This is a genomic window from Sphingomonas sp. ABOLG (genome assembly GCF_003950435.1).
GTDB classification, from domain to species: domain Bacteria; phylum Pseudomonadota; class Alphaproteobacteria; order Sphingomonadales; family Sphingomonadaceae; genus Sphingomonas; species Sphingomonas panaciterrae.
Window position 1 is genome coordinate 31,930 of the sequence record NZ_QQWW01000013.1, and the last position, 13,792, is coordinate 45,721.

10 protein-coding genes and 1 tRNA gene are annotated in these 13,792 nt (G+C 65.4%); 1 reads left to right on the forward strand and 10 read right to left on the reverse strand.

Annotated elements, in window-relative coordinates; genetic code table 11:
• Positions 1–89: 89 nt before the first annotated feature.
• The 7 genes from CA236_RS14370 to CA236_RS14400 all read right to left on the reverse strand — a co-directional run bounded on the left by CA236_RS14370 (position 90) and on the right by CA236_RS14400 (position 9,796).
• Entirely contained in the window at positions 90–1,760 is a 1,671-nt protein-coding gene (locus CA236_RS14370) for a hypothetical protein (RefSeq protein WP_125946100.1), read from the reverse strand.
• A 9-nt stretch (positions 1,761–1,769) separates the two neighbouring features.
• Positions 1,770–3,614, reverse strand: a complete 1,845-nt coding sequence (locus CA236_RS14375; RefSeq protein ID WP_125946101.1) for a hypothetical protein — start codon at positions 3,612–3,614, stop codon at positions 1,770–1,772.
• 16 nt (positions 3,615–3,630) lie between these two features.
• Positions 3,631–5,145, reverse strand: a complete 1,515-nt coding sequence (locus tag CA236_RS14380) for an NAD(P)/FAD-dependent oxidoreductase (protein ID WP_125946102.1) — start codon at positions 5,143–5,145, stop codon at positions 3,631–3,633.
• Between the two features lie 87 nt (positions 5,146–5,232).
• On the reverse strand, positions 5,233–6,825 hold the full coding sequence (locus tag CA236_RS14385; RefSeq protein ID WP_241212674.1) for a L,D-transpeptidase family protein: 1,593 nt from the start codon (positions 6,823–6,825) through the stop codon (positions 5,233–5,235).
• Positions 6,826–6,827: 2 nt separating this feature from the next.
• The gene (locus tag CA236_RS14390; RefSeq protein ID WP_046411568.1) at positions 6,828–7,091 is read right to left on the reverse strand and encodes a hypothetical protein; all 264 of its coding nucleotides are present in this window, start codon (positions 7,089–7,091) and stop codon (positions 6,828–6,830) included.
• Positions 7,092–7,251: 160 nt separating this feature from the next.
• Positions 7,252–8,475, reverse strand: coding sequence for an argininosuccinate synthase (locus tag CA236_RS14395; RefSeq protein ID WP_046411570.1), 1,224 nt, complete (start codon positions 8,473–8,475; stop codon positions 7,252–7,254).
• Positions 8,476–8,518: 43 nt separating this feature from the next.
• Entirely contained in the window at positions 8,519–9,796 is a 1,278-nt protein-coding gene (locus tag CA236_RS14400) for an MFS transporter (protein ID WP_241212675.1), read from the reverse strand.
• A 206-nt stretch (positions 9,797–10,002) separates the two neighbouring features.
• On the opposite strand from CA236_RS14400, the gene CA236_RS14405 reads away from it, so the two are divergent.
• Positions 10,003–10,617, forward strand: a complete 615-nt coding sequence (locus tag CA236_RS14405) for a methyltransferase domain-containing protein (protein ID WP_125946104.1) — start codon at positions 10,003–10,005, stop codon at positions 10,615–10,617.
• Positions 10,618–10,780: 163 nt separating this feature from the next.
• On the opposite strand, the gene CA236_RS14410 is transcribed toward CA236_RS14405, so the two are convergent.
• The 3 genes from CA236_RS14410 to lon all read right to left on the reverse strand — a co-directional run bounded on the left by CA236_RS14410 (position 10,781) and on the right by lon (position 13,762).
• Positions 10,781–10,855: transfer RNA gene (locus tag CA236_RS14410), tRNA-Val, on the reverse strand.
• A gap of 77 nt (positions 10,856–10,932) precedes the next feature.
• Positions 10,933–11,205, reverse strand: coding sequence for an HU family DNA-binding protein (locus tag CA236_RS14415; RefSeq protein WP_046411576.1), 273 nt, complete (start codon positions 11,203–11,205; stop codon positions 10,933–10,935).
• A 160-nt stretch (positions 11,206–11,365) separates the two neighbouring features.
• Positions 11,366–13,762 (reverse strand): endopeptidase La, encoded by a 2,397-nt coding sequence (gene lon, locus CA236_RS14420; RefSeq protein ID WP_046411577.1) that lies wholly within the window; start codon positions 13,760–13,762, stop codon positions 11,366–11,368.
• Positions 13,763–13,792 lie beyond the last annotated feature (30 nt).

Below are 13,792 nucleotides of genomic sequence, written 5' to 3' on the forward strand. Positions count from 1 at the left end.
TCAACACCTTAAGGATCGGAAGGGTGCCGCAGCGCGGCGCATTTTTTTGCGCTGCGGCTTTATGAGGGTTCAGCCCAGTGCACGGGGCGTCACGAACGCGGTGGCGGCGGCAGCTCCAACTTGCGCTCGCGCATCCGCCGCTCCCGCAGCTCCAGGAACCATTTGGGGTACAGTTCCTCGTCGGCGATCTGCGGCGTGGGACGGTCGCGGTTCACCTTCAGCAGCGCGCTCGCCCCGGTCGGCGACCGCCATACCCGATCGAGGTCGCTGGCATAACGCGAATTGAACGGCGGCGTGCGGATCAGCCACACATAATCGAACGCCTCACGAGGGAATCGCGCCATCGAAAAATCGATCGGCTTCCACCATTCGCGCGGGCACCAGCCCGGCGTCACGATCTCCGAGGGATCATGCGCGAACATGCCCGCCTTGCTGTATTTCGCGGTCAACAGCTGGGCACCCGGCATCGACCATTGGTCGTTGGCATAGGCCAGCCGCCGGGTCAGCGCGATGGCCGGCAAATGCTCCAGCCGGCTCATCTTCCATTCGTTGCGGCAATTGGTGCCGACGAACGTCACGACCCGCGCGCCCTCCGGCAATTCGTCCAGCGCAGCAAGCTCGGTGTCGTAATCGCGATCGAACAGCCAGTAGCTGACCGTATTGCCCGCGATCCGCGCGACGAAGAAACTGGTCGCCAGCATCGCCAGGATACCGGCCTTGCGCGCGCTCATTCCCGGCAGCGGACGGATCGCGATCAATGTCACCGCCACCACGAACGGCGCCAGCCGCATGTCGGCATAGGCCGATCCGAACACGATCCGCGGCAGCAGCGCGTACACCGCCGCCAGGAACAGCGCCGACAGCACGAGGTTGCGCGAAAAGCCAAGCACCGGGTCCCGCACCGCGTAGAACAGCAGCAGCAGGTAAACCGCGGTCGAGGCGACGTCCCACAGCTCCCACCGATCGCGCAGCACCATCAGCAGCCAGGCGACTTTCGCTTGCCAGTTGAACCAGTCCGCCGTCTGGCCGGTGACATGGTCGCCCGACCGCCAGAAGATCATCAGCAGCATCGGCAGCGCCAGCGGCACGCAACCCAGCCCCGCGCGGATCCAGCTTTCCACCCAATGGCCCGATCCCGCATCCTTGCGGATATCGTGCTGGCGGATCATCTCGGCGGAAAATGCGAGCACGCCCAGCACGCCCCAGCCGAACGTATGGCACAGCCACAACAGGCAGGAGATCGGCACGAAGATGATCGCGCGCAGCCGCAACCGGCCGAGCCGCGCCAGCCGCAGCCACAGCGCGAACAGGCACAGCGCCAGCGCCATCGACAGCGAGAAATTCACGAAACCGAACTGGAACGGGTAGCAATAGGCCAGCGGCAGCGCGAACATCGCCGTCGGCGGGATCCGGCCATGCACTTCGCGCGCGATCCACAGCAAACCGGCCACCGTCAGCGCCGGGATCGTCATCACGATCAGCTTGACGCCCAGTTCCAGGCCGAAAACCTTGGCAAAGGGGACGACCAGCAGGTCGATCCCCAGGTTACCGATCAGCGACCATTGGAAATTATACCATTCGGCCAGCCATGGCGCCTGTTCCACCGGCGTCAGCTGAACGCGGTAGCGGCCCATATGCCCCGGCAGGTCGACCAGCGGCGGAATGTCCGGCCAGATCAGCGGCACGATCGAAATAAGCGTCGCGATCACGACAAACGTGCGCGTCTGCCACCAACGAAGGGGCGCCCCCATGTGATCCATCGCTTTGCCTTACGGGCGTCGGGCGACGGGGGGCAAGGGCCGAATGACCCGCCACGCCAGCGCCGGGGTGCCGGTCTCGACCGGCTCCAGCCAGTCGAACCGCTCGCCAGCTTGCAACCGCGCCCAGAAGCCTTCCGGAAAATCGCGGCGATAGATTTCCGTCTCGCTCAGCCCCGGGCAGCCGGCGAGATAGGAAGCGCCGCTCGCCATCACGATCTCTCGCGCCCGTTCGGGCGACCCGGTGAAGGCTTGAATAACGGTCGCGATAACCGTGGGAGATCGATGATAACCGCTCCCCACCCCGCGGTGATGCGTCGTAGCGATCAGATCAGGCGCGACGTCCAGCGGCGTGAACACGATTCCGCGCGGCAAGGTGCCGATCGTCCGGATATCATAGAGTTCACGACAGATCTGCCGGCTCTCCCTCAAGGCTGCGCGCTTCTGCACGGCAGGATCGACACGGCTCGCGATCGCTGCGCCTGCCAAAGCAATATAGGCCGGGCTGACGGCCAAAAAGGCAGCGGCTGTTGCGACAGTCCGCCGCCCCACCGTTGGGATGGTACGCGCGCGTGTCAGCAGCGCGAGCAGCAGCGCTGCTGCGCCGGGGATGGCGAGCGCGTTGGCCGTCGCGCCGGCCCGCTCTACAAACAGCATCACACCGCTTGCCGCTACCAACAGCCCAAGCAGCATCGCCCAGACAAAACGCTGGTCGCCGTGCGCGTTGCGCCATTCCCGCACTGTGGCGAACAGATCTACAGCGGGTAACGCCGCTACCATAAGCGCGTGGCTGACAGGCTGCTCCCATAAGGGTCGCCCCTCCAACACGTTCAGATACCAAATTCGATAAGCGACTGGTGGAAGCGTGCCAAATGGCCCAGCAAGGCAATCCGTCGATAGGGCGAGCGACGTCGTCGCCGTCGCAGCAGCCGCGGCGCCCAGGGCGACGATGCGACCGGCGAACATAGCAGGCCGAAGGATTGTTGCGCCTGTGATCCCGAGCGCTGCGATGCCCAATGTCGCCAGCCACGCGAGTGAAATTGCGTCACAGGCGGGTGCGAAGATCCCCGGCCCACGGGTCACCACGTGAAGAACGACCGCTCCGACGAACAACGTCCATGTCAGACTGAGGAGGAAGGCTCGTCGGCTGGGATCCCACGCCCATGCCATTGCTGCGACCCCCACCACAGCGGCAGCCATGGGCATGCCCTCAAGCGAGATCGTGAGCAGCCATGCCAGCGCAAGCCCAGACGCGAACCCCGTACGGATACGCGGGACGGCGACAAGAAAGGCAGCGGCCGCTACCGTCAGCACAATTTGCCATCCGTGGTGGTCAATCCGCATCGGACGGACCTGGGCCAAGAGCGGAATTGCCATAGGCACCAGCAAGACCGAGAGCCGACTTGCCTCACGGCCCGCCACCCGACGCGTGATGTACGCCAACAACATCATCACTGTCAGCAGAAGCAGTAATGGAACGAGGATCATGGCCACGCGCGCGCCATGTTCAGCGCCCACAAGCGGCTGGGTCACGGCAATGATCGCTCCAAGCGGAAGATCGACCAGCCGCGACCAGTGCATCGGGAAATTTCCGCCGTTGAACCGATGCTGCCCAACATTCCACCAGCTCTGACCAGCCAGCCAGTCTCGCACTTCCAGGAGGCGCATCGCGTCATCGGGGTCCGGGAAACGCAGCGCCATTATGTCCGTAGACGCGGCAAGTATCAGCAAGACAGCGACGAAAAACCAGACGGTGATCGTGCCTTTGGCCTCCCGGATATAAGGCGCCGGGCCGTCATCCGCTCGCGCTGAGGTCCTGCGCATACCCTCCCGGTCCGCCAACGATGAGGTGGTCAAAAATGACACTCCCACATCACGCCGCCTTCAGGCGTTCCGGCACGGCGCGCACGCTGGCGAGCGCGGCGCGCTCCCCCTCGTTGCCGCTCTCATGATATTCGGCGTCCTCGTTCACCGCCCAGATGTCATAGACCCGCGCGCCGGCTTCGATGTTGCGCACCGTCAGCATCGCGGTCATCATCGCGTGATCCTGATTGTTGTAGCGGTGCATCCCGTTGCGCCCGACACAATGCAGCGTCGGATAGCGCGCCTCGATCTCCTGGCGCAGCACCTCGACATTGGCGGCATAATCCTCGTCATAGACGGGATAGGCCTTCTCCTGCCGTACCACCGTGCCGCCGACCACCTGCGCCGCCGCGCATAGCCCGAGTTGCGCCATCTCCTTCGTCGCCAGCGCAACGAGTTCGTCGTCACTCGCGGACCAGAGCCCGTCCCCCTCGAAGCAGAAATATTCCAGGCCAACGCAGGCAAGATCGGGATCGGGCACCATCTCCGGCGACCACGACCGGAAGTTCTGCACCCGCCCCACCTTCACCTTCGAATCGTGGATGTAGATCCAATTGTCCGGGAACAGGTCGGGCGAGCGGATCATCAGCGCGACGGTCAGGAAGTCGCGATACTTGAGGTTCGCCGCCTCGGACAATGCAGCCGGCAGCGGATGCAGCCGGCTCGCCAGTTCGCGCATCGGGGCGGAGGAAATCACGTGCGCCGCCTTTATCGCGACCTGCGCACCCTCGCCGTCGGTGGCGGTCATCGTCCACTGTTGCGTGACGTCGTTGAACGCCAGCTGCTTCAGCTTGTGATCCATCAGCACATGGTTACCGTGCGCGACCACATGATCGCGCGCCGCTTCCCACATCATGCCCGGCCCGAGCCGCGGATAGCGGAAGCTTTCCAGCAACGTCTTCACCGCCATCCCGTCGTTTGGCCGCTTGTTGAGGCCAAGGCTCCGCTTCAGCCCGTCGGTCACCGCGCCCCACAGGCTTAGCCCCTTGATCCGCTGCGCCGCCCAATCGGCGCTCATCGCATCGCACGGCATGCCCCACACCTTCTCGGTGTAGGTTTTGAAGAAGATCGAATACAGCTTCCATCCGAAGGCGTTGACGGTCCAGTCCTCGAAGCTCTTCACGCTCCTGTTGGGCAGAAGCTTGGCCTTGGCGAAGCTCGCCATGCACAACGCCGATCGCCACACGCCAAGGTTCCACAGCGCCTCGAACGCGCGCAGCGGATAGCTGTAGAATTTGCCCTCGTAGTAGATACGGCTCATCCGCGGCCGCTCGATGAAATCGTCGGGCAGGATCTCATTCCAGAGGTCGACCACCTCCTTCGATCGCGAGAAGAAGCGGTGCCCGCCGATGTCGAAGCGGAAGCCCTCATGCTCGACGGTGCGGCTGATCCCGCCGACGTAGCGCGGGTCCTTCTCGATCACCGTGACGGAATAGCCCGCCTTTCCGAGCAGATAGGCCGCCGTCAGCCCCGCCGGTCCCGCGCCGATGATCGCCACGTCCACCGTGCCGACAGGATTCGCCATCTGATGCTGCCCCATAGCAATGCAGCATCGGCAATGAAGGACGATGATTGAGGCGTGGTTAATGCGCCGCCCGCGCGGCGCACCAGATCACCGGCTGGCGAGATGCTGCAGGGCGGGCGAATCGCGATCATAGACATCGGCGACATATTTCACGCCGCGTCCCGTCTCGGAGGGACTGGCCGTGAAATACATCAGATACACCGGGACCGGCTCGGGCACCGGCACATGCTGCTCGGGCTGCGAGCTGTCGGGCTTCAGCGGGCGATCGAACAGCCACCGGCCCAGCCGCGGCGCATCCTCCAGCCGGACGCAACCGTTGGAGAAATGCCGGTCCGCCTTGGCGAACAAATTCTTCTGCGGCGTATCGTGCAGGTAGATGCCGTGATCGTTGGGGAACATGAACTTGACCGACCCCATCGAATTGCCCCGCCCGGGCAGCTCGCGAACGCGCGGCTCGACCGTGCCGTCTGCCACCCCCTGCCAGTCGATCGAGGCGGAGGGAATGACGGTGGCGTCATGCGTCCAGTCCGACAGCGCCTCATAGCCCTGCCGCTCCAGCGAGGTACCCGCCAGCACCTTGGGGGCGATCCGCTTGCGCACGAGGTCGACCGGGACATTCCAATAAGGATTGAGCGTCGCGTAACGCACCAGCCCCGCCATCATCGGCGTCTGCGTCTCGGGCGTGCCGGCAACGACGCGCATCGTGCCCTGCTCCGCCCCGCCACCGTAATACCACAGGCGCGCGGCGGCCGCGTCGACCACGATATGCCGGGTATAGGCATCGGGCAGCAGCCGTGCGCGCTCCAGGTTCAGCCGCAATTGCGCGATCCGGTCCTCGCTCGCCCCGCCCTCGCCGTTCAACGCGGCGATCGTCTGTGCGCCCGCAATGCCATCGACCGGTAAGCCGCGCGACGCCTGGAAGCGGCGCACGCTGGCCCTCAGCTCCGCATCGTAAGTGTCGCCGTCCGCCAGCCCCAGTCGCTGCCGCAGCAGCATCACGCGCTCGCCGGTCATGCCCGGCTTCAGCAACGGCCCGCGCGGCACGGTGACGTCGCTCCCGGGTACATCACGGTCATCGTCCGGCGCCGTCGTCGGCAATGCCGCGCGCAGCTGCACGTACAGCGGGCTCATCCAGCCCATGTTGCGCACATAATCGGTCATCGACTTGGCCAGCGCCGCGCGCCGCAGCACCTCTTCCGGGCGCAGGCGCTTCGGCTTCAGAGATTCCTCGAGATATTCGATCTCGATCGTCGGCTCGCGCATGTCGCGGACCAGATTGCCGAGCGCGCCGCTCAATGCCACCTCAAGATAGGCGAGCGCGCGCGGATTGCCGTCCTGCCCCTCATCGATCAACCGGCGCAACCGGTCCGGCGAATAGCGATCGGGGTTGAGGCCATCGACGCGCACGCTTTCGATCACGCCGACCAGTGCTTCGGCCTGCGGGCCGGGCCGGTCATCGACGATCCACAGCGGCCAATAGCCGCGCGCGCGATAGAAATCCTTCAGCCGGCCGCCGACCTGGCCCCGAATTGCCTGGGCAACCGCGTTGGTCGACTCGCCGACCGGAACATCGTCCTGCGCGGCGGCGACGCTGGGAAGCGCCGCCACCGGCAGGAGCAATGACAGGATAAGCGCCAGCCGGCTCGCGCGCCGCGCCGGCGCGCCCTCGCCGGCCGACAAGCTCAGCCTCGTTCGCCGCGCGGGGTGGGCGGCGGCGGGGGCGGCGGCGGCGGCGGGCACGGCGGCGCCTGGAACGCTACATAGACGCCGTCCGGCGTGTAATAGCCATCGACGAGGCCATCGCCGTTGCGATCAGCTGCGACCGTTCCGGCCAGTGCACCCGGGCCAAGCGGCGGCGCCGGAGCGACCACGTCCTGGCGGTTTTCGGCGCAGGCGGTGAGCACGGTGGCCCCCAGCAGCAATGCGCCAAATGTTGCACCCTTCATCGCAATCTCCCTCAGACTCGGGGCCTTGAGCCGCCCCAGGCGCGGAAAGAACGTCGATGGCGGCAGGATCGTTCCTGATTGACAACGATCATACGCGTTGTCCGCAGTGGCCGGCACGCCGGAGATGGCAGGAATCCTCCCCCGGCGTGCGATAGGCCGATTACAGGCGGTCGCGACGGCCGAGCAGGCGCAGGCGCAGCGCGTTCAGCTTGATGAAGCCTTCCGCGTCGCGCTGGTCATAGGCGCCCTGGTCGTCCTCGAACGTCACCACCTTCTCGCTGTAGAGCGAGTTGGGCGACTTGCGGCCGACCACGTTGACGCTGCCCTTGTACAGCTTCAGCCGCACCGTGCCGGACACCTTCTCCTGGCTATAATCGATCGCCGCCTGCAGCATCTCGCGCTCCGGCGCGAACCAGAAGCCGTTGTACACCAGCTCGGCGTAACGGATCGCCAGCTCGTCCTTCAGGTGCGCCGCGCCGCGATCCAGCGTCAACTGCTCGATGCCGCGATGCGCCAGGTGATAGATGGTGCCGCCCGGCGTCTCGTACATGCCGCGGCTCTTCATGCCGACGAAGCGGTTCTCGACCAGGTCGAGCCGGCCGATGCCATGCTTGCGGCCAAGCTCGTTCAGCTTGGTCAGCAGCGTCGCGGGCGAACATGCCTCGCCGTTCAGCGCCACGCCGTCACCACGCTCGAAATCGACCGTGATATATTCCGGCGCGTCGGGCGCGTCCTCCGGGTTCACCGTGCGCGAATAGACGTAATCGGGCACTTCCTCCCATGGATCCTCCAGCACCTTGCCCTCGGACGAGGTGTGCAGCAGGTTCGCGTCGGTGGAGAACGGCGCTTCGCCGCGCTTGTCCTTGGCGACCATGATCTGGTTCTGCTCGGCGAACTCGATCAGGCGGCTGCGGCTGGTGAGATCCCATTCACGCCACGGCGCAATCACCTTGATGTCGGGTGCAAGGGCATAATAGCCCAGCTCGAAACGGACCTGGTCGTTGCCCTTGCCGGTCGCGCCATGGCTCACGGCATCGGCGCCGACCATCTTGGCGATCTCGATCTGGCGCTTGGCGATCAGCGGCCGGGCGATGGAGGTGCCCAGCAGGTACAGTCCCTCGTACGTCGCGTTGGCGCGCATCATCGGGAACACGTAATCCTTGACGAACTCCTCGCGCAGGTCGTCGATGAAGATATGCTCGGGCTTCACGCCGGCCAGCTCCGCCTTGCGGCGCGCTGGTTCCAGCTCCTCGCCCTGGCCGAGGTCGGCGGTAAAGGTCACGACTTCGCAGTTATAGGTCTGCTGCAGCCACTTCAGGATGACGCTGGTGTCGAGGCCGCCGGAATAGGCGAGCACGACGCGCTTGATGGAGGAGTCGGTCATGGCGCGCGCGTCTATTCGCTCGCCGCCTTGACGGCAATCGCGTTTAGATCACCGGGTCGTCGAATGCCGCGACTTCCTGCTCATCGGGCTCCTGCAGCGCGAACCAGCAATAAGCGAACAGCGCGACGCAGCCGACCGCCGCGATTAGATACGGCAGCGAATGCCAAAGGCCGTACAGGCCGACGCCGATTGATGGCCCCAGCACGAAACTGGCGCCATTGACGCTCGTCACCTTGCCCGCGACCGATCCTTGCGCGGCGGGCCCGACGGCAAGGCTCGAGCCCGCGGTGAAGCCCGGCCGCGTGAAGCCGAAGCCAAGGCTGGCGAGCGCATAGCCGGTGGCGATGCCGTACAGCGACGTGGCAAAGCCGGTCATCACCGTCCCCGCCGCAGCAAAGACGAGGCCGACAAGCACCAGCGCGCGCGGCGCGAGGTTCAGCGTCGGGATAATGCCCCATTGCGCCAGCAGTGCGGTGCCGGCACCCATCATCAGCACGATACCGGTCGGCTCCAGCGCCTGCGAGGGCGGCAGGTTCAGCCGGTCGATCACCAGGAACCCGATTGCCTGGCCCGTCATCGCTTGCGCATGGCCCATCACCAGCCCGGCGATCATCCAGCCACGGATCCGCCGATCGAAATAGCTGACCTTGACGCCGCCCTTGGGCGCGGTTGCGCCGCGCACGCTGGCCCCCGTGCCCTGCCCGCCGATCGACGGATAACCGGTCGTCCCGCCGTGGCCGCCCAGCGGCGTCGCGCGATCCTCCGGCAGCATCGTGCGCACGGTCAGGAACATCGCGATGCCGAACAGGGTGAACACGAACGCCGGCCCGGCGAGCCCGATCTCGATCTCCCCGATATGCCCCAGCAGCAGATAGGGCGCGATCGCTGGTCCCAGGATCGTGCCCAAGCCGAACGCGCTGGCGATCAGCGTCAGCGCGCGCGTGCGCTCCTCGCGCGTCGTCTCGCCCGCCACGATCGCCTGCACCGCGGGCGGCGCGGCCGATCCGAACGTGCCGTAGATCAGGCGCGCCATGATGAAGAGCAGGAATGCCGCCGATCCGCTGATCCACCCGTTGATCCCCGCGGCCAGGAATAGCCCGCAGGTCGCGAGGCTCACGCAGAATCCGCCCATGCCCAGCAGGATCATCAGCCGTCGGCCATAACGGTCCGATCGATTGGCCCAGAACGGCGCCGCGATCACCCACAGAAGCGCCGATACCGAAAATGCCGCCGCGACCGCGCTGTCCGCCACACCCAGCGAGCGGCCCAATGCGGGGAGTACCGATTGCAGTGCCGTATTGCCCGCTGCGATGGTCAGCATCACCATGAACATCAGCGCAAACCGACGGTCGAACGCGCGTCGAATCCTCGGGCGCCTGGGGATGGCGCTCTGCTTGTGCCCCCGTTCCTCTACCATGACGCTCGATTAGGCGCTTGGGAGCGCCGCGCAACCCCGCTATGGCAACTGTCTAGGCCGTGCCGCGTTCGGCACAATTGACGACTTTTCCGGGGAGTTACTTTTCCTCCATGCCCAGCTCAACCAGTGCGGTGCGCCGCGCCCGAACCAGCAAGGCCGGCGTGCCGAAGCCGTGGCAGATGTTCTTCTCCGGCTTCCTGAAGCATCCGGTGATGGTGGGTTCGGTCATCCCGTCCTCCGCCAAGCTGATCGACAAGATGCTGGCGCCGGTCGACTGGGCCAATTGCAAGGTGTTCGTGGAATATGGTCCGGGCGTCGGCACCTTCTGCCGCCCGATCCTGGAGCGGATGGCGCCGGACGCGACGCTGATCGCGATCGACACCAATGCGGATTTCGTTCGGTACCTCGATCACACGATCGTCGATTCCCGCTTCGTGGCCGTCCACGGGTCCGCGGCCGACGTTGAGGCGATCGTGGCCGAAAATGGCCACGAACAGGCCGACTTTGTCCTGTCGGGACTCCCCTTCTCCACGCTGCCGGCCGGGATCGGCCCGGCGATCGCGGAGGCGACGCACCGCGTCATCCGCCCCGGCGGCGCCTTCCTCGTCTATCAGTTCAGCCCCAAGGTGCGCGACTTCCTGTCCCCGCACTTCGCCCGCATCGACCATGACATGGAATGGTGGAACGTGCCGCCGGCGCAGCTCTACTGGTGCTGGAAGGACTGATCGCGGCGAGGATCTGGCCCGTCTGGGGGGAGCAGGCGCATCGCCGCTCCTCTCCCGCCGGGCCGCGTGACAAGTCGCGCCACCACAATGGCTTGAGGCACGAAGCTCAGGCCCCGTGATACAGGAAGCCCCGCCGGTCGATCGACCTGCGGGGCTTTGTATATGGTGGGCGCGACAGGGATTGAACCTGTGACCCCACCCGTGTGAAGGGTGTGCTCTACCGCTGAGCTACGCGCCCGGAGAGCCTTTCAGCTCGAAACCGGAAGCGGGCCTTTAGGAGGCATCGCGCCGCCTGTCCAGCCCGCCATCATCAAATTAGTTCAACGAATCCTTCAGCACCTTGCCCGCCTTGAACTTCGGCTGGCTCGACGCCTTGATCGTCATCGGTTCGCCAGTCCGCGGATTGCGACCCGTCGACGCCTTGCGCTTCGTCACCGCAAAGGTGCCGAAGCCGACCAGGCGCACTTCATCGCCCTTCTTGAGCTGCGCAGTAATCGTGTCGAACACGGCCTCGACCGCGCGCGTGGCATCGCCCTTGGCGAGTCCCGACGCGGTCGCAACCGTCGCGATCAACTCCTGCTTATTCATGCACCGACCCCCGTTTGGCTTTGCGGATATTCGAAAAAATACGGATTCGGCCCGCGCGAGGCCGCTCGTTCCAGTAAGACGGCTGGCCCGTTCAGTGTCAAACGAAACCACGGCGGTCGCGATGAACCGCCGTGTCCCGTTTTCGCTGCCTTAAAGGAACTTAGTGGTGAAGCTCCCCCCCGGCCGGCGCGATCGGGGCCGGCGGCTGCGCCGCCAGCTCGTCCGCGTCGGTCCAGTCGATCGCTTCCAGCGGCTCGGTCAGTGCGAGGCGAAGCACCTCGTCGACATGCGTCACCGGTACGATCTTCAGGCCGTCCTTGATGTTCTGCGGGATGTCCGCGAGGTCCTTCTCATTCTCCTGCGGGATCAGCACCGTGGTGATACCGCCGCGCAACGCCGCGAGCAGCTTCTCCTTCAGGCCGCCGATCGGCAGCACGCGGCCGCGCAGCGTGACCTCGCCGGTCATCGCCACTTCCTTCTTCACCGGCACGCCGGTCAACGTGGAAACGATGCAGGTGACGAGGCCGATACCGGCCGACGGGCCGTCCTTCGGCACCGCGCCTTCCGGCAAGTGGACGTGCACGTCCTTGCGGTGGAACAGGCTCGGCTTGATCCCGTAGGACGGCGCGCGCGCCTTGATGAAGCTCATCGCCGTCTCCGCCGATTCCTTCATCACATCGCCCAGCTTGCCGGTCAGCTTGATCGCGCCCTTGCCGGGCACCGTCACACTTTCGATCGTCAGCAGTTCGCCGCCCACCTCGGTCCAGGCGAGGCCGGTCACGGCGCCGATCTGGTTCTCCTCCTCGGACAGGCCATGGCGATACTTCTGCACACCCGCGAACTCGTGGAGGTTCTCCGGCGTGATGGTGACGCTGGTCGCCTTGCCCTCAAGGATCTGGCGCAGCGCCTTGCGGGCGAGCTTGGCGATCTCGCGCTCCAGCGTGCGCACGCCGGCCTCACGAGTATAGCGTTGGATCAGCGCGCGCAGGCCCTCCTGGGTCAGCGTGAACTCGCCGTCCTTCAGGCCATGCGCCTCGATCTGCTTGGCGATCAGGTGACGCTCGGCGATCTCCACCTTCTCGTCCTCGGTGTAGCCTTCGAGGCGGATGATCTCCATGCGATCGAGCAGCGGCTGCGGCAGGTTCAGCGTGTTCGCCGTGCAGACGAACATCACGTCCGAAAGATCGATATCGATCTCCAGATAGTGATCATTGAACTTGCTGTTCTGCTCCGGATCCAGCACCTCGAGCAGCGCCGAGGCGGGATCGCCGCGGAAATCCTGGCCGAGCTTGTCGATCTCGTCGAGCAGGAACAAGGGGTTCGCCGCCCCTGCCTTGCGCAGGTTCGTCACGATCTTGCCCGGCAGCGAGCCGATGTACGTCCGGCGATGGCCACGGATCTCGGCCTCGTCGCGCACGCCGCCCAGCGACTGGCGGATGAACTCGCGGCCGGTCGCCTTGGCGATCGACTTGCCGAGGCTCGTCTTGCCCACGCCCGGCGGGCCGACGAGGCACAGGATCGGCCCCTTCAGCTTGTTGGTGCGCGCCTGGACCGCGAGATATTCGACGATCCGGTCCTTCACCTTCTCCAGCGCATAATGATCCTCGTCGAGGATCGCCTGCGCCGCGGCGATGTCCTTCTTCAGCTTCGACTTCTTGCCCCATGGCAGGCCGAGCAGCACGTCGAGATAGTTGCGCACGACGGTCGCCTCGGCGCTCATGGGCGCCATGGTCTTCAGCTTCTTCAGCTCGGCCGTGGCCTTGGTGCGCGCTTCCTTGGAAAGCTTCAGCGTCGCGATCTTCTGCGTCAGCTCGCCGATCTCGTCGCCTTCGCCTTCCTCGCCCTCGTTGCCGAGCTCGCGCTGGATCGCCTTCAGCTGCTCGTTGAGGTAATATTCGCGCTGCGTCTTCTCCATCTGGCGCTTGACGCGGCTTTTGATCTTCTTCTCGACCTGCAAGACGCCGAGCTCGCCTTCCATGAAGGCATAGACCATCTCCAGCCGGCGGGCAGGATCGGACTCGATCAGCAGCGACTGCTTGTCCGCAACCTTGATCGAGATGTTGCCAGCCACCGCATCGGCGAGGCGCGAGGCGTCTTCGATCTCGCCCAGCTGCGAGGCGGTTTCCGCGGGCAGCTTGCGGTTGAGCTTGGCGTAATTCTCGAACTGGTCGATCACGGACCGCATCAGCGCCGACACCTCGGTGCCCTCGGCCTCAACCTCCTCGATCGGAGTCACTTCGGTCGTCACATAGCTGCCAGCGTCGACGAGACCGCCGAGCCGGCCGCGCTGCTTGCCCTCGACGAGCACGCGCACCGTGCCATCAGGCAGCTTCAGCAGCTGAAGCACCGTCGCGGTGACGCCAATATCATAGAGGTCGTCCGCCTTGGGATCATCCTCGGCCGGATCAAGCTGCGCGACGAGGAAAATTTCCTTGTCCGCGGCCATCGCTGCCTCAAGCGCAGCGACCGACTTGTCGCGACCGACGAACAGCGGCACGATCATGTGCGGGAAAACGACAATGTCGCGCAGGGGCAGAAGAGGGTAGGTCTGGGTCATGCAAACTCCGGCGCCGCTTCGAACAGGCGG